This window comes from Micromonospora sp. WMMD956, from assembly GCF_029626125.1.
GTDB lineage: Bacteria > Actinomycetota > Actinomycetes > Mycobacteriales > Micromonosporaceae > Micromonospora > Micromonospora carbonacea.
On sequence record NZ_JARUBI010000005.1, the window covers coordinates 3,968,187 to 3,990,641 of the forward strand.

General features: G+C 75.1%; 20 protein-coding genes. 13 read left to right on the forward strand and 7 right to left on the reverse strand.

Annotation, left to right across the window (positions count from 1 at the left end; translation table 11 throughout):
• Positions 1-19: 19 nt before the first annotated feature.
• Together O7628_RS18260 and O7628_RS18265 are read left to right on the forward strand one after the other, a co-directional pair.
• Positions 20-556 carry a hotdog domain-containing protein gene (locus O7628_RS18260; RefSeq protein ID WP_278132177.1) on the forward strand — a complete coding sequence of 179 codons (537 nt, stop codon included), beginning with the start codon at positions 20-22 and terminating at the stop codon, positions 554-556.
• A 283-nt stretch (positions 557-839) separates the two neighbouring features.
• On the forward strand, positions 840-2,828 hold the full coding sequence (locus tag O7628_RS18265) for an acetoacetate--CoA ligase (protein ID WP_278132180.1): 1,989 nt from the start codon (positions 840-842) through the stop codon (positions 2,826-2,828).
• A 33-nt stretch (positions 2,829-2,861) separates the two neighbouring features.
• Here O7628_RS18265 and O7628_RS18270 read toward each other — a convergent pair whose 3' ends face one another.
• Positions 2,862-3,551 (reverse strand): TIGR03089 family protein, encoded by a 690-nt coding sequence (locus tag O7628_RS18270; protein ID WP_278132182.1) that lies wholly within the window; start codon positions 3,549-3,551, stop codon positions 2,862-2,864.
• Between the two features lie 152 nt (positions 3,552-3,703).
• Between O7628_RS18270 and O7628_RS18275 the strand changes: the two genes are divergently transcribed.
• Positions 3,704-4,849: a glycosyltransferase family 1 protein gene (locus tag O7628_RS18275; protein ID WP_077936234.1), complete on the forward strand. Its 1,146-nt coding sequence runs from the start codon at positions 3,704-3,706 to the stop codon at positions 4,847-4,849.
• Positions 4,850-4,904: 55 nt separating this feature from the next.
• Entirely contained in the window at positions 4,905-5,996 is a 1,092-nt protein-coding gene (locus tag O7628_RS18280) for a sugar phosphate nucleotidyltransferase (protein ID WP_278132185.1), read from the forward strand.
• A 175-nt stretch (positions 5,997-6,171) separates the two neighbouring features.
• Here the strand turns inward: O7628_RS18280 and O7628_RS18285 are convergent, their stop codons facing one another.
• Positions 6,172-6,777 (reverse strand): NUDIX hydrolase, encoded by a 606-nt coding sequence (locus tag O7628_RS18285; protein WP_278136343.1) that lies wholly within the window; start codon positions 6,775-6,777, stop codon positions 6,172-6,174.
• Positions 6,778-6,819: 42 nt separating this feature from the next.
• Between O7628_RS18285 and O7628_RS18290 the strand changes: the two genes are divergently transcribed.
• Both O7628_RS18290 and O7628_RS18295 read left to right on the forward strand, forming a co-directional pair.
• On the forward strand, positions 6,820-7,854 hold the full coding sequence (locus tag O7628_RS18290; protein ID WP_278132186.1) for a hypothetical protein: 1,035 nt from the start codon (positions 6,820-6,822) through the stop codon (positions 7,852-7,854).
• A gap of 316 nt (positions 7,855-8,170) precedes the next feature.
• Positions 8,171-9,175, forward strand: a complete 1,005-nt coding sequence (locus O7628_RS18295) for a winged helix-turn-helix domain-containing protein (protein ID WP_074476615.1) — start codon at positions 8,171-8,173, stop codon at positions 9,173-9,175.
• A gap of 138 nt (positions 9,176-9,313) precedes the next feature.
• On the opposite strand, the gene O7628_RS18300 is transcribed toward O7628_RS18295, so the two are convergent.
• Positions 9,314-10,402 carry a coenzyme F420-0:L-glutamate ligase gene (locus O7628_RS18300; protein ID WP_178063456.1) on the reverse strand — a complete coding sequence of 363 codons (1,089 nt, stop codon included), beginning with the start codon at positions 10,400-10,402 and terminating at the stop codon, positions 9,314-9,316.
• Entirely contained in the window at positions 10,399-11,352 is a 954-nt protein-coding gene (gene cofD / locus O7628_RS18305; RefSeq protein WP_074476613.1) for a 2-phospho-L-lactate transferase, read from the reverse strand. The genes O7628_RS18300 and cofD overlap by 4 nt, the downstream gene beginning before the upstream one ends.
• A gap of 99 nt (positions 11,353-11,451) precedes the next feature.
• Here cofD and O7628_RS18310 point away from each other — a divergent pair, with 99 nt between their 5' ends.
• From O7628_RS18310 to O7628_RS18335, 6 genes are all read left to right on the forward strand, one after another.
• Positions 11,452-12,495: a hypothetical protein gene (locus O7628_RS18310; protein ID WP_278132189.1), complete on the forward strand. Its 1,044-nt coding sequence runs from the start codon at positions 11,452-11,454 to the stop codon at positions 12,493-12,495.
• Between the two features lie 430 nt (positions 12,496-12,925).
• Positions 12,926-15,475: a bifunctional FO biosynthesis protein CofGH gene (locus O7628_RS18315; RefSeq protein WP_278132192.1), complete on the forward strand. Its 2,550-nt coding sequence runs from the start codon at positions 12,926-12,928 to the stop codon at positions 15,473-15,475.
• Positions 15,476-15,630: 155 nt separating this feature from the next.
• Complete coding sequence (locus O7628_RS18320; protein WP_043961986.1) at positions 15,631-15,906, forward strand: hypothetical protein; 276 nt, start codon at positions 15,631-15,633, stop codon at positions 15,904-15,906.
• 95 nt (positions 15,907-16,001) lie between these two features.
• Complete coding sequence (locus O7628_RS18325; RefSeq protein WP_278132195.1) at positions 16,002-17,396, forward strand: DUF4331 domain-containing protein; 1,395 nt, start codon at positions 16,002-16,004, stop codon at positions 17,394-17,396.
• Positions 17,397-17,414: 18 nt separating this feature from the next.
• The gene (locus tag O7628_RS18330; protein WP_074476609.1) at positions 17,415-17,765 is read left to right on the forward strand and encodes a phospholipase; all 351 of its coding nucleotides are present in this window, start codon (positions 17,415-17,417) and stop codon (positions 17,763-17,765) included.
• A gap of 474 nt (positions 17,766-18,239) precedes the next feature.
• A complete protein-coding gene (locus tag O7628_RS18335; RefSeq protein WP_007074725.1) occupies positions 18,240-18,497 on the forward strand; it encodes a WhiB family transcriptional regulator in 258 nt (85 codons plus the stop codon).
• A 130-nt stretch (positions 18,498-18,627) separates the two neighbouring features.
• Here O7628_RS18335 and O7628_RS18340 read toward each other — a convergent pair whose 3' ends face one another.
• Positions 18,628-19,077, reverse strand: coding sequence for a metallopeptidase family protein (locus O7628_RS18340; RefSeq protein WP_007455785.1), 450 nt, complete (start codon positions 19,075-19,077; stop codon positions 18,628-18,630).
• 174 nt (positions 19,078-19,251) lie between these two features.
• Here O7628_RS18340 and O7628_RS18345 point away from each other — a divergent pair, with 174 nt between their 5' ends.
• Positions 19,252-19,632: a DUF3499 domain-containing protein gene (locus O7628_RS18345; protein WP_043961989.1), complete on the forward strand. Its 381-nt coding sequence runs from the start codon at positions 19,252-19,254 to the stop codon at positions 19,630-19,632.
• A gap of 45 nt (positions 19,633-19,677) precedes the next feature.
• Here the strand turns inward: O7628_RS18345 and O7628_RS18350 are convergent, their stop codons facing one another.
• Positions 19,678-21,054: an FAD-binding oxidoreductase gene (locus O7628_RS18350; RefSeq protein ID WP_278132202.1), complete on the reverse strand. Its 1,377-nt coding sequence runs from the start codon at positions 21,052-21,054 to the stop codon at positions 19,678-19,680.
• A 27-nt stretch (positions 21,055-21,081) separates the two neighbouring features.
• Positions 21,082-22,428 carry an aspartate aminotransferase family protein gene (locus O7628_RS18355; protein WP_278132205.1) on the reverse strand — a complete coding sequence of 449 codons (1,347 nt, stop codon included), beginning with the start codon at positions 22,426-22,428 and terminating at the stop codon, positions 21,082-21,084.
• Between the last annotated feature and the right edge of the window lie 27 nt (positions 22,429-22,455).

The window sequence follows — 22,455 nt, forward strand, 5'->3', positions numbered from 1 at the left end:
GCACCGTACCGTTTCCGGCATGACAGATCACCCCTCCGCCGCGCCGCAGCCCTCTGTGCTCCCGCAGGGAAAACCCACGTCGTACTCCCGCGTCACGCTCAGTCGAATCATGACCGCGGTCGATGTCAATCTGTACGGGACCGTGCACGGAGGGGTGTTGATGAAGTTCGTCGACGACGTGGCGGGCGCGGCGGCGGCCCGGCACAGCGGCGGCACGGCGGTGACGGCCGCGATCGACGAGATCGTGTTCTCCGAGGCGGTCCGGGTGGGCGATCTGGTGCACGCGCACGCCCAGGTCAACTGGACCGGGCAGACCTCGATGGAGGTGGGCGTGCGGGTGGTCGCCGAGCGCTGGGACTCGGCCGAGGACGAGCCGGTGCCGGTCGCCACGGCGTACCTGGTCTTCGTGGGGGTGGACGTGGGCGGCCTGCCCCGCCCGGTCCGGCCGGTGCTGCCGGAGACCCCGGAGGACGAGCGCCGCTACCGGGAGGCGGAGATCCGCCGCGCCCACCGGCTGGCCCGCCGCCGCGCGATCCAGGCCCACCGCGAGGCCTGACCCGCCCCGCGCCGCCCCGCCGCCGCCATCCCGCCTGGCCGCCGCCCCGCCCGCCGCCGCCCCGCCCGCCGCCCGCCGGCCGGTGTGAGAAGGGTGCCCTTCTCTACCGTATGCGTTAACAAGGGGCCCTTCCTTGCACCCCACACAGCGCGGGCGGCGGGGGTGTGGGGCGGGCACGCCCCGGTGGGTGGGGACCGGGGCGGACAATGTCCCTGCGACATAGGGCAAGATGGCATCACGGCCCACGTGACGGCGCGGTCCGGGCCTGGAGGAGGGTGGAGCTGTGGGTGACGTGCTGTGGACACCGCCGGCGGACGTGCGCGAGCGGTCCCGGATCGGTGCCTACCTGCGTTGGCTGGCGGAGCACCGGGGGCTGGAGTTCGCCGACTACGCCGCGCTGTGGGAGTGGTCGGTCACCGACCTCGACGGCTTCTGGCGCTCCGTCTGGGACCACTTCGGCGTCGTCGCGCACACCGGGCCGACGGCCACCCTGGCCGACCCGGCGATGCCGGGCGCCCGCTGGTTCCCCGGGGCCACGCTCAACTACGCCGAGAACGTGCTGCGCATGCCGGGTCTCGGCGACGACGACCCGGTGGTGATCGCGCACGGGCAGACCCGCGCGCCGCAGACCCTGACCGCCGCCGAGCTGCGCGAGCAGGTCCGCCGGGTGGCGGCCGGGCTGCGCCGCCTCGGCGTCGGCCCCGGCGACCGGGTCGCCGCGTACGCGCCGAACATCCCCGAGACGTACGTGCTGCTGCTGGCCACCGCCAGCCTCGGCGCGATCTTCTCGTCCTGCGCGCCCGAGTTCGGCACCCGCAGCGTCACCGACCGGTGGCGGCAGATCGAGCCGACGGTCCTCGTCGCCGTCGACGGCTACCGGTACGGCGACAAGCCCGTCGACCGGCGCGGCGAGGTGGCCGCCATCCGGGCCGCCCTGCCGTCGCTGCGGCACACCGTCGCCGTCGCGTACCTCGACCCGGCCGGCCCGGCCCCCGACGGCGCGGTCTCCTGGGCGGAGCTGGCCGCGCCGACCGACGAGCCGCTGACCTTCGCCGGCGTGCCGTTCGACCACCCCCTGTACGTGCTCTACTCCTCCGGCACCACCGGGCTGCCCAAGCCGATCGTGCACGGCCACGGCGGCATCCTGCTGGAACACCTGAAGATGCTCGCCCTGCACCACGACCTGGGCCCCGGCGACCGGTTCTTCTGGTTCACCACCACCGGCTGGATGATGTGGAACTTCCTGGTCTCCGCGCCGGCGGTCGGCGCGGCGATCGTGCTGTTCGACGGCAACCCGGGCCATCCCGACCTGGGCGGGCTGTGGCGGCTGGCCGCCGAGACCGGCACCACCTACTTCGGCACCTCCGCGCCGTTCCTGCTGGCCTGCCGCAAGGCCGGCCTCGTGCCGCGGGAGGTCGCCGACCTGTCCGCGCTGCGCGGCGTCGGCTCGACCGGCGCGCCGCTGCCCGCCGAGGGCTTCACCTGGGTCTACGAGGCGGTCGGCACCGACCTCCAGCTCCAGTCGCTCTCCGGCGGCACGGACGTGTGCACCGGCTTCGTCGGCGGGGTGCCGCTGCTGCCCGTGCACGCCGGGGAGATCACCTGCCGGGCGCTCGGCGCGCGGGTGGAGGCGCGCTCGGCCGACGGCACGCCCGTCCTCGGCGAGCTGGGCGAGCTGGTGATCACCGCACCGATGCCGAGCATGCCGGTGGGGTTCTGGAACGACACCGACGGGTCCCGCTACCGGGAGGCGTACTTCGAGCTCTACCCGGGCGTGTGGCGGCACGGCGACTGGATCACCATCAACGAGCGGGGCGGCTGCGTGATCACCGGCCGGTCCGACGCGACCCTCAACCGGGGCGGCGTGCGGCTCGGCACCGCCGAGTTCTACTCCGTCGTCGAGGGCCTCGACGAGGTCGTCGACTCGGTGGTGGTGCACCTGGAGGACGACGAGGGCGGCGCGGGGGAGCTGCTGCTGTTCGTGGTGCTCGCCGCCGGCCTCGAACTCGACGACGCGCTGCGGAGGAAGATCTGCCGCGAGCTGCGTACCGCCCTGTCGCCCCGGCACGTGCCCGACGAGATCCACCAGGTCCGGGCCGTGCCGCGCACGCTGAGCGCCAAGAAGCTGGAGGTGCCGGTGAAGAAGATCCTCACCGGCACGCCGGTGGACGACGCGGCGGCCAAGGGCGCCCTGGCCAACCCGGAGTCGCTGACGGCCTTCGCCGCGTTCGCCCAGCGCCGCCCCGCCCCCGAGGCGCCGGCCCGCTCCTGACCGCTGCCCCGGCCCGCCCCGCCCGGACGCCCGTCAGGCCAGGGTGCGGGTGACCCGTTCCGCGTCGGCGCGGGCCGGCAGCCGGGCCGGGTCCGCGTTGGCGCACAGCACCGTCGACGCGCCGGCCACCAGCGGGGCGAGCAGCCAGTCGACCGGGTCCGGGTGGGCGGCCACGTCCAGCAGGACCCGGTCGCCCCGGGCGAGCCCCAGCTCCGCGGCCCGGGCCGCCGCGCGGCCCAGCAGCTCCGCGTCGGCCGGCCCACCGGCGGCGTACGGGGTGAAGTGGTCGCCGTGCGCGCGCACGGCGACCACGTAGTCGGCGAAGCCGGCGGGCACCTCGCGCAGCGGCAGGGCGAACGGGGCGAGCGCCAGCGCGTACCGCTCGGCGGCCGGCCAGGCGTCGGCCTCGCCGACCCGGTCGGCGGCGGCGAAGAGCACCTCCACCGCCCCCGGCGCGTCGGCCACCACCAGTCCGGCCGACCAGCAGCCCAGCAGCACGGCTGCCGTCTGCCAGTGCGGTGGGAGCAGCGCCCCGGCCGACTCGCCCGGGCCGGCGGCCACCTCGTCGGTCAGCAGGTTGGCGGTCTTCGCCACCCAGTTCGCCAGCGTCGCGCCGGACAGCTCGGTGCGCTCGCCGGTGGCGTCGTCGTACCAGGTCAGCAGGGGCTGCGCGGGATCGGGTGCGATCGCCGCGGCGAACACCCGGGCAATGTTGTCGGCCATCGGCGCGAACGATACGCCGCCGGGACCCGTATCCCTCGACGGTGACAAGTCGACGAACGGTCGGGTCGCAGTCAGCGACCGGGCCGGGCACCGGCGTAGGCTTGCCCGGAGTGTTGTTCCCCACAGATTTCGCCACCGCAAGGAGTCGCCCCGTGACCGCCGGTCGTCCGCCCCGCGTACTCATCGACGCCACGAGTGTCCCCGCCGACCGGGGCGGCGTCGGTCGATACGTCGACGGCCTGCTCGGCGCCCTCGGGAAGGTGTGCGGCCAAGGGATCGACCTGGCCGTGGTCGGCCTGCGCACCGACCTGGAGCGCTACTCCCGGATGCTGCCCGGCGCGGAGATCGTCGCCGCCCCGGCCGCCGTGGCCCACCGCCCGGCCCGGCTCGCCTGGGAGCAGACCGGCCTGCCGCTGCTGGCCCAGCAGGTCGGCGCGCAGGTGCTGCACTCGCCCTTCTACACCTGCCCGTTGCGGGCGGGTTGTCCGGTCACGGTGACCGTGCACGACGCGACCTTCTTCACCGAGCCGGAGCACTACGACAAGTCCCGCCGCACGTTCTTCCGCAGCGCGATCAAGACGTCGCTGCGCCGGGCCGCCCGGGTGATCGTGCCCAGCAAGGCCACCCGGGACGAGCTGATCCGGCTGCTCGACGCCGACCCGACCCGCATCGACGTCGCCTACCACGGGGTCGACCACGCCGCCTTCCACGCGCCCGGCGAGGAGGAGAAGGCCCGGGTCCGGGCCCGGCTGGGGCTCGGCGACAGCAGCTACGTCGCCTTCCTCGGCGCGAAGGAGCCCCGCAAGAACGTCCCGAACCTGATCCGGGGCTGGGCGCGCGCGGTCGCCGACCGGCAGGACCCGCCCGCCCTGGTGGTCGCCGGCGGTCAGGGGCACGACGACGACATCGACCGGGCCGTCGCCGAGGTGCCGTCGCACCTGCGCCTGCTGCGCCCGGGCTACCTGCGCTACGCCGACCTGCCCGGCTTCCTCGGCGGCGCGCTGGTCGCCGCCTACCCGTCGTACGGCGAGGGGTTCGGCCTGCCGATCCTGGAGGCCATGGCCTGCGCCGCACCGGTGCTGACCACGCCGCGGCTGTCGCTGCCGGAGGTCGGCGGCGACGCGGTGGCGTACACGAGCGAGGCCCCGGAGCAGATCGCCACCGACCTGGCGGCCCTGCTCGACGACGAGCAGCGCCGGCTGTCGCTGGCCAAGGCGGGCTTCGACCGGGCGAAGGAGTTCACCTGGGAGTCCAGCGCCGAGGTGCACATCGCGGCGTGGACCCGGGCCCGCGCCTGACGCCGCGCGGCGTGACGATGCGCCCGTACCGTGCGGGTTCGGGCATGATGTGCTGATGCTCTACGCCGTCATCCCGGCGGGCGGCAGCGGCACAAGGTTGTGGCCGTTGTCCCGTGCGGGCCATCCCAAGTTCCTCCACCCGCTCACCGGCACCCCCGCGTCCCTGCTCCAGGCGACGGTGGACCGGCTGGCTCCGCTGACCACGCCGGAGCGCACCCTGGTGGTCACCGGAGCCGCGCACGTCGCGGCGGTGGCGCGGCAACTGGCCGGCCTGCCCGAGGAGAACATCCTCGTCGAGCCCTCACCCCGGGACTCCTGCGCGGCCATCGCCCTCGCCGCGGCGGTGATCGCGCAGCGCGAGCCGGGCGCGGTGATGGGCTCCTTCGCCGCCGACCACCTGATCCGCGACGCCGACGTCTGGCGGGCCACGGTCGCCGAGGCGGTGACCGGCGCGGAGCAGGGGCTGCTGATGACGGTGGGCATCACCCCGACGCGCGCCGAGACCGGCTACGGCTACCTGCACACCGGCGACCCGGCCGCCGACGGTCCACTGCGGCCGGTGCTGGAGTTCAAGGAGAAGCCGGCCGCCGAGGTCGCCGAGGCGTACCTCCGCTCCGGGCACCACCTCTGGAACGCCAGCATGTTCGTCTGGCGGGTCGACATGTTCCTCGCGGAGCTGGCCCGCCAGCAGCCGGCGCTGCACGCCGGGATCACCGCGATCGCCGCCGCCTGGGGCACCCCCGAGCAGGACGACGTCCTCGGCACGGTCTGGCCGACCCTGCCGAAGATCTCCGTCGACTACGCGGTGATGGAGGGCGCGGCGACCGCCGGGCGGGTCGCCACCGTCCCCGGCGACTTCGGCTGGAACGACGTCGGTGACTTCCACACCCTCGGCGACGTCCTGCCCGCCGACGCGGCCGGCAACGTGGTCCTCGGCACCGACGCCAAGCCGGGCGTGCTGCTGCGCGACGCCAGCGGGCTGGTCGTGGTGCCGCACTCCGGCCGGCTGGTGGCCGCCCTCGGCGTGCACGACCTGATCGTCGTCGACACCCCCGACGCCGTGCTGGTCTGCCCCCGCGACCGCGCCCAGGACGTGAAGGCCCTGGTCGACGAGCTGAAGGACCGGGGCGAGGAGAACCTGGTCTGACCCCGGGCGGGCGGCGGCCCGCTGTCCGGTCGCCCGCCGCCCCGCCGCCCGGTCGCAGGCCCACTGTCCCGCCGCCCGCCGCCCGCCGCCCGCCGCCGGGTCGCCCGGTCGCCCGGTCGCCCGGTCGCCCGCAGCTTGGCGGCCGGGGCGGGCCGGGTCAGCCGGGCGGGCCGGGTCAGCCGGTGCGGCGGCGCAGGGCGGCCAGGGCCGGGGCGACGAGCTGGGCGGTGCCGCCGGCCAGCGGCTCCGGCAGCCGGTCCGGCGGGAACCAGCCGAGCGCCTCGGACTCGTCGCTGACCCGTTCCGTCGCGCCCGCCGGCGCGAAGACCGCGAACCGCACGTCGTAGTGCAGCGACCCGCCCTGGCAGGCGACCTCATGGACGTCCACGTCGATCGGGACCGGGTCGACGACCAGGCCGGCGATGCCCGACTCCTCGCCGGCCTCGCGCAGCGCCGCGCCGGCCAGGGTCCGGTCGGCGGGCTCGCAGTGCCCGCCGAGCTGCACCCACTTGCGGAACTTGCCGTGCAGGCAGAGCAGCACCCGCCCGCCGGTCGGGTCGAGCACCAGCGCGCTGGCCGTCACGTGTCCGGCCCGGTGCTCGCGGGCCAGGGCCACCGGCCCGGCGGCCAGCAGCTCGAGGGTGCGGTCCCGGGCCGCGCCGGCCGCCGCGCCGGTCGGCGTCCACCCTTCGAGTACGGCGGTCGCGTCGCCGTGCAGCGCCGCGTACCTGGGGACATGGCTGTTAAGCGGGGGCCCCTGCTCGACAGAATGCGTTAACAGGGGGCCCTTCCTTGCGTCTGGCACGGGTGCCACCCTATGCGGGTGACCTTGCGACTTGTCGAGTTCGTCGTCGCCGGCAACGAGGCCAGTGATCTGCTGCCGGTGCGCTCGCCGGCCGTGCTCGCCGCCCACCGCGCCCGGCGTGGATTCTGGACCGTCCTCGACGAGGGCCCGGTCGAGCAGTGCCTGGCCCTGCTGCTCGAACACGACGACGGCGAGTGGTCCGCCCACCACGTCGACGCCGACGCCGGCGTCGAGAACGGCCGCACCGAGGACGGCGAGGCGCTGGCCCACCACGACGGCTGGGTCTACGTCTTCGGCTCCCACTTCGGCTCGAAGGCGGGCCCGCTGCGCCCCCGCCGCGCGTTCGTGGCCCGGTTCCGCGAGGACGACGCCGTCGGCGGCCGGCTGCCCGTGCGGGTGGTGCGCAACCGGTTCCGGCTGCACCGGGCGGTCAACGACGCGCTGGCCGCCGCCGAGCTGGCCACCCTGCCGCCGGGCCGGCGGGTGCGGGAACGGTTCATCGGCGAGACGGTGGCCCGGGGCACCGCCCGCGCGAAGGGCTGGGTGAGCCGGCTCGCCGAGGGCGACCTGCCGCTCAACGTCGAGGCGGCGGCGTTCACCCCGCACGGGACGGTGCTGCTCGGCCTGCGCTTCCCGGTGACCGTCGACGGGGAGCCGATCCTGGTCGAGGTGGCCGGGGTGCCGGAGATGTTCGACGGCGGGGACTGGCCCCGGGCCCTCGGCGCGTACGCCCTGACCGGCGTGACCCCGCCGGGGGCGCTCACCGGCTTCCGTGCGCTCGTGCCGCTGCCCGACGGCGGCTACGCGGCGATCGTCGGCTCGATCGACGCGCTGGGCAAGGGTTCGGTGCTGCTCGACGATCACCCGCAGGGCGGCGACGTCACCTCGCGGCACGTCCGGTTCCGGCTGGAGAAGGCGGCCGGGCACCTCGTGCCGGGCGAGCTGGTGGCGGACCTGGCACCGTTCCACCACGTGGAGGGGCTGGCCGAGGCCGACGGCCGTTGCTGGTACGTCACGGACGAGGACCACCGGGTCGCGCTCTGGATCGACTGACCGGCCGCCCAGAGCCGGGCACCCAGAGCCGGGCGGGCCTCGGCCCGGCCGGGTTGGCGGACGGGGACACCTCTGCGGAGCAAGGGCCGCAGACCCTCGTGGTGCCGCCCGTCCGCCGGATCCTCCCCGGCCCCGGTGGCTCGGGCCGGCGTCTATGACGGACGGCCCGTGCGGGACAACCCAGAGCATGCCGAAGGCCGACCGGGGACGTCGAGGTTTTTCAGCCCACGCTTAAAAGTGGAGATAACTGCCGCCCGGGTACAGTGCGAACGGTCGGCAGTGCCTCCCTCTCTGCCCGCCGCACGGGAGCGACCCAATGCTGAAGATCTATTTCTCGCCCGACGACGTCCTCCGGACCCGGGTGGCCCCGGGCGCGGACCCGCTCTGGGAGCTGATCCTCAGCGTGCACGTGCTCCAGGTCCGCAGCCCGGACCCGCTGACCTCCGGCTGGCGGCGGGGCGTCTCCCGGGAGCTGCGCCGGCTGGTCGGCGCGGAGCCGCTCCGGCTGCTGTTCGCGCTGAACCCGGGGCGGGGCTACTTCCCCGACTTCCTCACCCCGCACGAGGGCCTTCAGGGGCTGACGGAGGGCCTGGAGGCCGTCCGCAGCACCCCCGTGCGGCTGCTGCGCCGCGACATGACCCGGATGGCCGGGGAGCACCCGCTGCCCTCCTCGGCGGCGGCGCTGGCCCGGGGCGAGCCCGAGGTGCTGCGCCACCTGACGGACTCCATGGAGCGGTACCGCGAGCTGGCGCTGAGCCCGTACTGGGCGCACATCCAGGCCGCAATCGAATCGGACCGGATGCGGCGCGCCCGCGCCCTGCTCGACGGGGGCGTCGCGGGGCTGCTCGACAGCTTCCGCCCGCTCGCCCGCTGGGAGTCGGGGGTGTTGGAGATCCACGGCTACCCGGAGAGCCGGGAGCTGCACCTCGACGGCCGGGGCCTGCTGCTGGTGCCGTCGTTCTTCTGCGCCGGCACCCCCGTGGCGCTGGCCGACCCGGACCTGCCGCCGGTGCTCGTCTATCCGGTGGACCGGCTGGGCGGGCTCGTCCCGGCGGAGGTCGGCGGCGGCGCGTCGACCCGGGCCGGCGCCGGGCGGGACGCGCTGGCCGCGCTGCTCGGCCGCACCCGGGCGGCGGTCCTGGAGGCCACCGACGCCGGCTGCACCACCGGCGAGGTGGCCCGCCGGCTGCGCATCTCCCCGGCGGCGGCGAGCCAGCACGCCACCGTGCTGCGCAACGCCGGCCTGCTGGTGAGCCACCGTGACCGCAACACCGTCCTGCACACCCTCACCCCGCTGGGCCGCGCCATCCTCGACGCGTGAGCCCGGCCGGGCGGGCCGCAGCGTCAGCGGGCGGCCCCGCAGCCCCGGCAGGCGGGCCGCAGCCTCAGCGGGCGACTCACGGCGTCAGCAGGCGGGGGGTAGCCCCGGCCCGGGGGCCGGCGGGCCGTTCCGTTCGGCTCAGAGCGCCAGGCAGGCGGCGGCCGTGCTGCCCGGCGGGGGCGGCAGCAGGGTCGACGGGACGCCCTCGGCGGCCAGGGCGGTGCGCAGGCGTTGCAGATCCGCGCCGAGGCGCACCAGGCCGGCCGGGTCGACCGGCGTCGGCGGCTGCCCGAGCACCAGGACGGTGGCCCGCTGCGGCCAGCCGGGCACGGTGGCGACCAGCGCCGCGCGTACCTCGGCGTCGGTGACGGGGGTGAAGGCCGTGCCGGGGGCGACCACGCCGGCCACCGCGGCGATGGCCCGCGCCACCGCCGCCGGGTCGGCGGGGGCCTCGCCGGGGCCGTCGGACAGGGTCGCGGCGGCAGCCAGCCCGGCCGCGCGCGCCTCCGCCGTGCCGAGCGAGAACAGGTCCAGCTCCGCGTCCCGGACCAGCGCCCGCGCGCCGACGCCGTCGTCGGGCGCGGTCGCGGTGAGGTAGCCGCGCACCACGGCCACGGGGACCTGGTCGCACTTGCCCTTGATCAGCTCGCCGGCGCCGGCCAGCTCGTCCACGACCGCCATCTGGGTGAGCTGGAGCTCGTTGCCGTACGGGTCGACCTCGCCCCGGTGGTCGCGGATCGCCGGCATCCCGGCCACCCCGAGCGCCACGTCGGTGAGGCCGTTGCGCCAGGGGCGGCCCATCGTGTCGGTGACGATCACCGCGACGTCCAGGTCGTAGCGCTCGCGCAGCGCCGCCCGCAGGGCCCGCGCCGAGGCGTCCGGGTCCTGCGGGAGCAGCACCAGCCGGGTCTTGTCGACGTTCGAGGCGTCGATGCCGGCCGACGCCATCACGAAGCCGTGGTGGGTCTGCACGATCCGGGTGGCCCCCCGGGTGGCCACCACCCGGGCGGTCTCGGCGGCCAGCGCCTCGTCCCGGGCGGCCAGCCGCTCCGGCCCGTCGGCCGGCACGTCCACCAGCCGCCCCTCCGCCTTGGAGACGATCTTGCTGGTCACCACGAGCACGTCGCCGTCGCGCAGCCACGGCGCGGCGGTGGCGATCAGCGCCGCCAGGTCGTCACCCTCGGTGACGTCGCCGATGCCCAGCACCGGCAGGATCTCCAGCCTCACGCCAGCTCCACCGCCGCCCGCACCATCGCCGCCGTCGCCGCCTCGTCGGTCATCAGCAGCGGGACCGCCCGCACCGGCACGCCCGGCACCACCGTGTCGGCGTCCTCGGGGGCCACCAGCCAGCCGTCCAGCAGCCCGCCGGAGGACCGGCCGCCGTAGAGGCCGCCCACCCCGGCGGCGCTGCACTCGACGCCGAGCACGGCCAGGCAGCGGTCGGCCATCCCGCGCACCGCCGCCCCGCCGACGATCGGGGACACCCCGACCACCGGGGCCGGTCCGGCCGCGAGCGCCTCGCGCAGCCCCGGCACGGCCAGCACCGGGGCGACGCTCACCACCGGGTTGCTCGGCGCGACCAGCACCACGTCGGCGGCGGCGACCGCGTCGAGCACGCCGGGCGCGGGCTTCGCCGCCTCCGCGCCGACGAAGACGAACCGGTGGGTGGGGATGCCGGCGCGGTACCGGATCCACCACTCCTGGAAGTGGATCGCCCGCTGTCCGCCGCCGTCGGGGTCGCTCACCACCACGTGCGTCTCCAGCCGGTCGTCGGTCGCCGGCAGCAGGCGTACGCCGGGCTGCCAGCGCGCCGCCAGCGCCTCGGTGACCGCCGACAGCGGGTACCCGCCGGTGAGCATCGTGGTGCGCACCAGGTGGGTGGCGACGTCCCGGTCGCCGAGCCCGAACCAGGTCGGCTCCGCGCCGTACGCGGCCAGCTCCGACTTCACTGTCCAGGTCTCGTCGGCCCGGCCCCAGCCCCGCTCGGCGTCGGCCCCGCCGCCCAGGGTGTACATGACGCTGTCCAGGTCGGGGCAGACCTTGAGCCCGTGCAGGTAGAGGTCGTCGCCGACGTTGACCACGGCGGTCACCTCGGCGCCCACCTCGCGGGCGTACGCCCGGACGCCGAGCAGGAATCGGGCCCCCCCGATGCCGCCGGCCAGTACGACGATGCGCATGCCGCCCATCCTCCCGCACGCCCCGTGCCGGGGTCGCCGGTGCCCGGGGAGACTAGGCTCACTTCGGCAACTGTCCGTTACCGCCCCGAGGGGGAGTTCGTGACCAGCCCCGCCGAGCCCGCGTCCGGTGACGCGACGCCCGCGTCCCACCCCGCCACCCCGGCCCGTCGCCTCACCGACCCGTTACGCGAGCTGATCGCGCTGGCGCTGCTCGGCGCGAACGCCGTGCTGCTGTTCGTCGGCCTGATCCGGCTGCTCGCCCCGACCGAGTACAGCACCTTCTACAGCCGGGCGGGCAGCGGCTTCTTCTCGTTCGCCGGCCTGGAGGCGGCCGTGCTGCCGGTGCTGGCCGTGCTCCTCGCCACGCACGTCGCCCCGGTGGCGCAGCGGGCGAGGCTGATCGTCCAGGTGGCGCTGGGCGAGTACGCCCTCGCCGCCCTGCTCGCCGCGCTCACCCTGCTGGTCTGGACGGTGGACCGGCTCGCCAAGGCGGAGGTGCTCGACGCCTTCCTCGGCCTGCTGACCCGGGCCGCGTGGCTGGCGATCTTCGCGTCCGGCGCGTTCGTGGTCTTCCGGGTCTGGCGCGCCCTCTACTTCACCCCGAAGCCGAAGCCGGCCCCCGGCATGTACGGCCAGCCGCAGCCGGGCTGGCCGCAGCAGCCCGGTCAGCCGGGTCAGCCCGGTCCGCAGGGCTGGGGCCCGGCGCAGCAGGGCGGTTGGCCGCCCGCCGGGCAGCAGGCCGGCTACCCGGTCGCCGGCCAGCAGCCCGGCCACGCCCCCGCCGGCCAGCCCGGCCAGTACGGGCAGCCGGCCTCGCCGTTCGCCCCGGCGTCCGCGCCCCCGGCCGCCGCCCCGCCGTTCTCCGCCCCGCCGGCGTCCGCGCCCCCGGCCTCCGCGCCGCCGTACCCGGCCCCGCCGCAGTCCGGCCCTCCGTTCACGCCGCCCCCGGCGGGCGCGCAGCCGGCCTCGCCGTTCCCCCCGCCGCAGCCCATGGCGGCGTCCGCGCCGCCGTTCGGGCAGCCGCCGTCGGCCGACCCGACCCAGGCGATCCCGCGTCAGCCCGGCGAGCCGGGCGCGTCGGGCGGCGAGCGCAACCCTGACGCCGAGGCCGACCGCACCCAGCGCTTCCCGCGCGAGGACTGAGCCGCCGTTCGTCGGGTGGGTTCCCTGGCGGGGCACGGCTGCCGGGAGCCCACCCGACGCGTTTCCGACACAGCGGTCACCGTCGCGTGGCCGAGCGTCACTGCCCGAGGGCGGCGCGTGCCACCCCGCCCGCCTCCTTTGCTCTGCACCCGGATACGCAGCACGCTGCGCACCGCGATGCGATCGCCGAACCCCGGCCATCAACGATCCTGCATCGCCGCAGCCCAGCCCCGGTGTTGCGCCCGTGGGTGCAGAGCAAAGGGAGCCCCGGGTGTCTGCCGGGGTGGGTCGGGTGTGACGGACAGTCAGTCCGGGGGAGCCGCCGTGGCCCGCCGCGCGTCCGTCACCGCCCGTGTGCGGTCCGGCCGTCGCGCCGAAGCTGGCCTGGCCAGCGGATCAGGGCCGGCGGCAGGGCGCATAGGCTGGGCGGATGGTTGATCGCACCGAGCCCCGCCCCACCGCGGCCAGCATCGAGCGCGCCCTGCGCCGGGCCGCCTCCGGGCTCGCGCTGGACGTCGACGAGGCCGCCGCGCTGCTCGCCGCCCGGGGCGGCGCCCTCGACGAGCTGCTCCGCGTCGCCGGTGACATCCGCGACGCCGGCCTGCGCGACGCCGGCCGCCCCGGCGTCGTCACGTACTCGAAGAAGGTCTTCGTCCCGCTGACCCGGCTCTGCCGGGACCGCTGCCACTACTGCACCTTCGCCACCGTCCCGCACCGGCTGCCGGCCGCCTTCCTCGACCGGGACGAGGTGCTGGCCATCGCCCGGCAGGGCGCGGCGCAGGGCTGCAAGGAGGCGCTGTTCACCCTCGGCGACCGGCCCGAGGAGCGCTGGCCGGCCGCCCGGGAGTGGCTGGACGCGCGCGGCTACGACTCGACCCTCGACTACCTGCGCGCCTGCGCGGTGGCGGTGCTGGAGGAGACCGGCCTGCTGCCCCACCTCAACCCCGGCGTGCTCTCCTGGTCGGAGCTCCAGCGGCTCAAGCCCGTCGCCCCGAGCATGGGCATGATGCTGGAGACCACCGCGACGCGGCTGTGGTCGGAGCCGGGCGGCCCGCACTTCGGCTCGCCCGACAAGGAGCCGGCGGTGCGGCTGCGGGTGCTCGACGACGCCGGCCGGGTCGGGGTGCCGTTCACCACGGGCATCCTGATCGGCATCGGCGAGACCCCGGCCGAGCGGGTCGACGCGCTCTTCGCGATCCGCCGCGCCCAGCGCGCGTACGGCCATCTCCAGGAGGTGATCGTGCAGAACTTCCGCGCCAAGCCGGACACGGCGATGCGCGGCATGCCCGACGCGGAGCTGCACGACCTGGCCGCCACGGTGGCGGTGGCCCGGGTGCTGCTCGGCCCCGGCGCCCGGATCCAGGCCCCGCCGAACCTGATCGCCGGCGAATACGATCTGCTGCTGCGCGCCGGCATCGACGACTGGGGCGGCGTCTCGCCGGTGACCCCCGACCACGTCAACCCGGAGCGCCCCTGGCCGCAGCTCGACGAGCTGGGCCGGCGCACGGCGGAGGCCGGCTTCACGCTGCGCGAGCGGCTGACGATCTACCCCGAGTACGTCCGGGCCGGCGACCCGTGGCTGGACCCGCGCCTGCTGCCGCACGTGTCCGCGCTGGCCGACCCGGCGACCGGGCTCGCCGTCGAGACGGCCCGCCCGCAGGGCCGCCCCTGGCAGGAGCCGGAGGAGGTGTTCGGCGGCGGGCGGACCGACCTGCACGCCACCATCGACACCACCGGCCGCACCGGCGACCGGCGCGGCGACTTCGACAACGTCTACGGCGACTGGTCGGAGGTGGCCGCGCAGGCCGACGCGAGCCGCGCGACCGCGGGGGCGACCGCAGCGGCGGCGACGACCGGGGACAGCGCCGGGGACGCCGAGCTGCGGGCCGGGCTGCGGCTGGCCGCCGACGACCCGGCGGCGCTGCTGACGCCGGCCCACGAGGCGAAGGCGCTCGCCCTGTTCGCCGCCGACGGGCCGGCGCTGGACGCGCTGTGCCGCATCGCGGACGACGTGCGCCGCGACACCGTCGGCGACGACGTCACCTACGTCGTCAACCGCAACATCAACTTCAGCAACGTCTGCTACGTCGGCTGCCGGTTCTGCGCGTTCGCCCAGCGGGAGCGCGACGCCGACGCCTACCGGCTCTCCGTCGACCAGGTGGCCGACCGGGCCGAGGAGGCGTGGGCCGCCGGCGCGACGGAGGTCTGCCTCCAGGGCGGCATCGACCCGAAGCTGCCGGTCACCGGCTACGCGGACCTGATCCGGGCGATCAAGGCCCGGGTGCCGGGGATGCACGTGCACGCCTTCTCCCCGATGGAGATCGTCACGGCGGCGGCGAAGGCCGGCGTGCCGGTGCGGGAGTGGCTTACCGGGCTGCGCGAGGCCGGCCTCGACACCATCCCGGGCACCGCCGCCGAGATCCTCGACGACGAGGTGCGCTGGGTGCTCACCAAGGGCAAGCTGCCGGCCGCCGCCTGGGTCGAGGTGGTCTCGACGGCCCACGAGCTCGGCATCCGGTCCAGCTCCACCATGATGTACGGCCACGTCGACCACCCCGGGCAGTGGCTGGCCCACTTCCGGGTGTTGGCCGGGGTGCAGGACCGCACCGGCGGGTTCACCGAGTTCGTGGCGCTGCCGTTCGTGCACACCAACGCCCCGATCTACCTCGCCGGCATCGCCCGGCCCGGCCCGACGTGGCGGGAGAACCGGGCGGTGCACGCGATGGCCCGGCTGCTGCTGCACGGCCGGATCGACAACATCCAGTGCTCCTGGGTGAAGCTCGGCGACGCCGGGACGGCGGCGATGCTCAACGGCGGCTGCAACGACCTGGGCGGCACGCTGATGGAGGAGACGATCTCGCGGATGGCCGGCTCGGGCAACGGCTCGGCGCGCACCGAGGAGCAGTTGCGGGCCATCGCGGCGCGGGCCGGACGACCGGCGCGTAAGCGGACGACCGCGTACGGTCACCTCCGGCCGTAGCGTCGAACCTTTCCGGCGTGCGGGCCGTACCACTGCCTGCCGGCGGCGGCTGAGGCCAGAGCCGCGGCCGGCGGCCCCCTGCGGGCCCGGCGGTCGGCCGGCCCCGCCTTTCGTCACCGCGGGCGCGGACGCGCCGCGCGCCGGAAAGGTTGCCCATGTCCAGTGATCAGCGGAAGCGGCGTTGGCCGCGACTGACCCGCCGGCAGACGTTGACCGCCGCGGCGAGTGCCACCCTCGGGGCCGCCGCGCTCACCGTGCCCGGGTTGTCCGCGGCGCAGAACTCCCCGTCGTCCGGCGGGAAGAAGGACGAGCCCATCGTCGTGCACCTGCGCGGCGGCGACGCGATGGACGTCTTCGTCGGCACGTCCCGCATCGAGGTACGCGACCGCGGCCTGGCGGACCGGCTGCGGCGCGCCGCCGGCAAGCGCTGACACCGGCCCGGTCCCGTTTCCCCGGCGCGGGCTCCCGGCGCCGGCCCCCTCCACTCTTCCCCTGATCGCTTGCTGCCCAGTGAGGTTGGTCCGCCATGTCTTCCCACCGCGAGGCCCCGGAGATCGCGAAGGATCCGGTCGCCGACAGCTCCGACCTGTACGCGTTCGTCAGCCCCGACCGTCCCGACTCGGTCACGCTGATCGCCAACTACGTGCCGTTGCAGCTCCCCTCCGGCGGCCCGAACTTCTTCGAGTTCGGCGACGACGTGCGGTACGAGATCCATATCGACAACGACGGCGACGGCAAGCCGGACGTCACCTACCGGTTCGAATTCACCACCGAGATCACGAACCCGAACAGCTTTCTCTACAACACCGGGCCGATCGAGTCGCTGGACAGCAAGAACTGGAACCGCAAGCAGTTCTACTCGCTGACCCGCATCGCCGACGGCAAGGAGCACCGGCTGGCCAACAAGCTGGCCTGCCCGCCGTGCAACGTCGGCCCGCTGTCCACCCCGAACTACGCGGCCCTGGCCCGGCAGGCCACGTTCAGCCTGTCGACGGGGGAGAAGGTCTTCGCCGGGCAGCGCGCCGACGGGTTCTTCGTGGACCTGGGGGCGATCTTCGACCTGGGCACCCTGCGGCCGTTCCAGCAGTTGCACGTGGCCGGCAAGAAGCTGTTCAAGGCCGAGGGGGAGCCGGTCAACGCCACCGACCGGATGAACGTGCACACCCTCGCCGTGCAGGTGCCGCTGAGCCGGGTGCGCCGCCGGGCCAACCGGTACGGCACGCACGACCGCGCCTCGGTCATCGGCGTGTGGACGTCGGCGTCGCGGCAGCAGGCGCGGATCCTCGGCAACGGCTCGGCGAAGGACACCTCCACCGGCCCGTTCGTGCAGGTGTCACGGCTCGGCAACCCGTTGTTCAACGAGGTCATCGTGCCGATGTCCAAGAAGGACGAGTGGAACACGCTGCCGCCCACGGAGGACAAGCGGTTCGCGAAGTTCGTCGAGCAGCCGGAGCTGGCCGCCCTGCTCCCGGTGCTCTACCCGGGCGTGTTCCCCAAGCTGGACGCGCTGAACAAGACGAAGAAGGCCCGCGCGGACCTGCTGGCGATCCTGCTCACCGGCATCCCGGCCGGGCTGATCCAGGGCTTCTCCAACAACACCGGCGACGTGCAGGCCGACATGCTGCGGCTGAACACGGCCATCCGGCCCAGCGCCAAGCCGGACCGGTTCGGGGTGCTCGGCGGGGACCTGGCGGGCTTCCCGAACGGGCGGCGGGTCGCCGACGACGTGGTCAGCATCGCGCTGCGGGCCATCGCCGGGGTCACCGTGCCGCTGGTCGACAAGGGGTTCACCCCGGACGCGGCGGCCGGCGCGGTCACCCCGGGCCTGAGCGCCGCCGACGTGACGGCCCCGTTCCTGCGCAACTTCCCCTTCCTCGGCACGCCGTACGACGGGTTCAACAACCCGCCGGCGTCGTCCTGACCCGGACGGAGCGGACCGATGCACGCCCACCATCATCACCACGCGTACGGGCCGACGGAGACCGGCACCGTCGTCCTCGATCTGGGTGGCGACACGGGTGCCCTGATCATCTACACCGGCCGGCAGCTGCACGGCCGGGAGATCGAGATCAGTCGGGTCGACGACGCGGACGCGCCGCGCACCCACGTCGCGGTGCGTGAGCGCATCGTGCAGGACGGCACCTTCCACAGTGCCGTCTACCCCGATCTTGCCGCGGGGCTCTATACCGTCTGGTGGGATGAGGACACACCCGCCGGGACGGTCACCGTGACCGGGGGGACGGTCGCGGAGTTCACCTGGCCCACCAGCGCACCTTCGGTGGCGATCTGACCCACCGCTCAGCTCCTACCGCTGCGCCCCGTCCATCATGTGGACGGGGCGCTGTCGGCGTTGCGGGCGCGATGGCCAGTCTCGGCCAAGTCGCGTTAACCTGTGCCCCACCAAGATCAGCATCGCGTCGTAGCCCCGCCCCCGAGGCCGCGCCGACGGCTTCGCCGGAGCCGCCCGGCGGGCCGCCGCGGCAAGAAAACTCGGGCAACTCGCCGGGGAGGGCGTTACTCGTCCGGGGTCTGAATCGATAGGGCAGGTTGCGAGGCCGGACGGCCGCAAGGGCCGTCCACGGCGTGTCGGGAGGGCGACTCCATTATCAAGTTCGGCTTGACGGCGCACGCATTACACGCGTGTAATTTGAATGGGGTTGTTCGCACGGAACGCAACAAATGGGGACCGGACGGACACGCACGCCTTTCGCGTGGGGGGTTGCAGCGGCGACGACGCCGGTGCGCGACAAGGAGGCATCTTTAGATGGACGGCCAGCTTGAGGTGGCCGACCTGCTCGGGAACGCGCCGGAGTGGCAGGAGCAGGCACTCTGCTCCCAGACCGACCCGGAGGCGTTCTTCCCCGAGAAGGGCGGCTCGACCCGCGAGGCGAAGCGGATCTGCTCGCGGTGCGAGGTCAAGACCGAATGCCTGGAATACGCTCTCGGCCACGACGAGCGGTTCGGGATCTGGGGTGGGCTCTCGGAACGGGAGCGGCGCAAGCTCAAGCGGCGGGCCGCCTGAGCGTCGCCGGGCCGGGGCGGTGGGGGCCGCCCGGCCCGGGCGTCCGGAGCGCGTGTCGGGGGGCGCGCGCCGGGGCGCAGCGGCGCTTCCGGCCGGGGCGGGCCGGGTGCGCCCGGAAAGCCGGGCCGGCCTAGGCCAGCTCGTCCGGGTCGACGCCCAGCAGGTTCGCCACCTGCTCGATGATCACGTCGTGCACCAGGTCGGCCAGGTCCTCGCGGTCCATGGCCCGGAACTCCAGCGGCCGGCGGTAGAGCACGATCCGGGGCGGGACCTCCTGCCGGCCGGGACGCCCCGGCAACAGCCGGGCCAGCGGCACCTCGCCGTCCTCCAGCACGTCGGAGTCGTAGACGTTCAGGTCCGGCGGCACGTCCTCCACCGCGAACTCCACGCCGGCCAGCTCCTTGGCGAACCGCCGCTCCAGGGTCTCGACCGTGTCGAGCACCAGGTCGTCGAAGACCTCGGCCTTGGTCCGGGCCAGCGGCACGGTCGCCGGCACCAGCCGCCCGCGCAGGCCGCGCCCGTGCCGGTCCCGGTGGGCGCGCCGGCCGGGGCCGGGGCGGCGGTGTTCCGGACTGGTCATGACGCACAGGGTAGCCCGCCGAGTCGCCCCGCCCACGGCTGTGCGGCTGTCGCGGCGCGCCGACCCGCCCGTCACCGCCCGACGCGTCGGATGTTGCGAATTGTGATCTCGATGACGGGCGTGTCGCAACGCGAACCGGTGCGCCGGACCCGGTAATGGAGATACCCTCCCGCCGTGAGGTCACCACGGCGCTGCTCAAGAAACGGCTGCCCCCGGCAAGCGGTCGCCACATTGACCTATGTCTACAACGAGTCGACGGCCGTGGTCGGGCCCCTCGCGGCCTTCGCCGAGCCGCACACGTACGACCTCTGCGAGCCCCACGCGCGCAGCCTGACGGCCCCCCGGGGCTGGAACGTGGTCCGCCACGAGGGCGAGTTCGAGCCCCCGCCGCCCAGCGCCGACGACCTCGTCGCCCTCGCCGAGGCCGTCCGCGAGGCCGCCCGGCCCGCGCCGCCCCGCCCGCCGAGCGACGACCAGGGCGGCGCACCGCAACACCACCACAACCCGCAGACGGGCCGCCGCGGCCACCTGCGGGTGATCCCGCCGAACCACTGACCGCCGGTCGCACCGCGCACGCCGTCAGCGTGGGGCCCGGCCCGCTCAGTGGCCCAGGAAGCGCTGGAACACGGCGGCCCGCCGGGCCGGCCGGCCCGTGCGCAGCTCCGCCCGGTCGGCCGAGAGCATCACCCGCAGGCCCGCGTTCACGGCCAGCCAGCGCAGCGGCTCCGGCTCCCAGCGCGGCGAGCGGTGCCCCACCCACGGCAGGTCGGTCAGGTCGCTGTCCGCGCCGAGGATCAGATCGGCGAGGGTACGCCCGGCGAGGTTCGTCGTCGCCACCCCGTCGCCGACGTACCCGCCGGCCCAGGCCAGCCCGCTCGCCCGGTCCAGCCCCACCGAGGCCGACCAGTCACGGGCCACGCCCAGCGGGCCGCCCCAGGTGTGCGTCACCGGCACCTGCGGCCCGAGCGCCGGGAACAGCTCGCCCAGCGTCCGGCGCAGCGCGGCGAAGACCCGGGGCTCCCGGTCGAACTCGGGCCGCACCCGGGACCCGAAATGGTAGGGCGCGCCCCGCCCACCGAACGCCAGCCGCCCGTCGGCCGTGCGCTGCCCGTAGATGATCACGTGGCGGTGGTCGGAGAACGTCTCCCGCCCGGCGAGCCCGATCCGCGCCCACGTCTCCTCGGGCAGCGGCGGGGTCGCCACCATCAGCGAGTAGACCGGCGCGACGCTCCGCCGCTGCCCGGGCAGCCCCGGCGTGTACCCCTCGGTCGCCCGCACCACCACCGGCGCGCGGACCGTCCCGGCCGGGGTCACGGCCGCACCGGCCCGGATCGCGGTCACCGGCGTCCGCTCGTGGACGGTCACCCCCCGGCGCTCGACCGCCCGGGCCAGCCCGCGCGCCAGCCGGGCCGGGTGCACCACGGCGCAGTGCGGGGTGTACGTCCCGCCGCGTACCCCGTCGGCGGCGCAGCGGGCGGCGGCCTCGGCCGCGTCGAGCAGCACCAGGTCGTCGGCGGTCAGGCCGTGCGCGTGGGCCTGCGCCACCTCCGCGCGGGCCCGGCCGAGCTGGGCCGCGCTGCGGGCCAGCGTCACCGTCCCGCCGAGGTGCCAGTCGCAGTCGATGCCCTCGGCGGCGGCCACCCGGCCCACCTCGCGGACGGTGGCCTGCATGGCCCGCTGCATCCGCAGCGCCGCGTCGCGGCCGTGCCGACGGGCCAGCGCCGGCAGCGAGGTCGGGAACAGCGCCGAACACCAGCCACCGTTGCGCCCCGACGCGCCGTACCCGGCGATCTCGGCCTCCAGCACCGTGATCCGCAGCGCCGGGTCGGCGAGCGCGAGGTAGTACGCCGTCCACAGCCCGGTGTACCCGGCCCCGACGATCACGACGTCCGCGTCGGCGTCCCCGCCCAGCGGCGGACGGGGCGTCAACGGTTCGTCCACGGTGGACAACCAGTACGACAGCTCCTGGTAGCGCATGAGCCGAACCTGTTCGCGGCGGCTGCGCTACAGCCGGGTCCACGCCTCGGTGAGCACCGCGCGCAGGATCTGCTCCATCTCGTCGAACTGCTGCTGCTCGGCGATCAGCGGCGGGGCGAGCTGCACGACGGGGTCGCCCCGGTCGTCGGCCCGGCAGTAGAGCCCGGCGGCGAACAGCGCGGTGGAGAGGAACCCGCGCAGCAGCCGCTCCGACTCCGCCTCGTTGAACGTCGCCCGGGTCGCCTTGTCCTTCACCAGCTCGATGCCGTAGAAGTAGCCGTCGCCCCGGATGTCGCCGACGATCGGCAGGTCGTGCAGCTTCTCCAGGGTGGCGCGGAAGGCGTCCTCGTTGGCCCGGACGTGCCCGATCAGGTCCTCCCGGGTGAACACCTCCAGGTTGGCCAGGGCCACCGCGCAGGAGACCGGGTGGCCGCCGAAGGTCACCCCGTGGGCGAACATGCCCGTCTCGGTGAGGAACGGCTCCATCAGCCGGTCGCTGGCGATCATCGCGCCGAGCGGGGCGTACCCGGAGGTGATGCCCTTCGCGGTGGTGATGATGTCCGGCCGGTAGCCGTAGCGGACCGCGCCGAAGTATTCGCCGAGCCGCCCCCACGAGCAGATCACCTCGTCGGAGACGAGCAGCACGTCGTACGCGTCGCAGATCTCGCGGACCCGCTCGAAGTAGCCGGGCGGCGGCGGGAAGCAGCCGCCGGAGTTCTGCACCGGCTCCAGGAAGACGGCCGCGACCGTGTCCGGCCCCTCCCGCTCGATGGCCCGCCGGATCTCCTCGGCCGCCCACCGGCCGAACGCCTCGGGCGAGTCGCCGTGCTCCGGGGCCCGGTAGAAGTTCGTGTTCGGCACCTTCACCGCGCCCGGCACCAGCGGCTCGAAGTCGGTCTTGATGCCCGGGAGCCCCGTGATCGACAGCGCGCCCATCGACGTGCCGTGGTACGCGAGGTAACGGCTCACGACCTTGTGCTTGTTGGGCTTGCCGGTCCGCTTGAAGTAGGCCCGGGCCAGCTTCCACGCCGACTCGACGGCCTCGGAGCCGCCGGTGGTGAAGAAGACCCGGTTCAGGCCGGCGGGGGTCAGCGAGGCGATCTTCTCGGCCAGCTCCACGGCCTTCGGGTGCGCGTACGACCACAGCGGGAAGTAGGCCAGCTCGCCGGCCTGCTTCGCGGCGGCCTCGGCCAGCTCGGTGCGCCCGTGGCCGGCGTTGACGACGAAGAGGCCGGCCAGCCCGTCCAGGTAACGGCGGCCCTGCGAGTCCCACACGTACGCGCCCTCGCCGCGCACGATCGTCGGCACCTCGCCTGCGGAGTAGCTGGCCATCCGGGTGAAGTGCATCCAGAGGTGGTCGGTGGCGTTGGCCATGTCAGCCCCATCGGGTCTCGGGCCGGT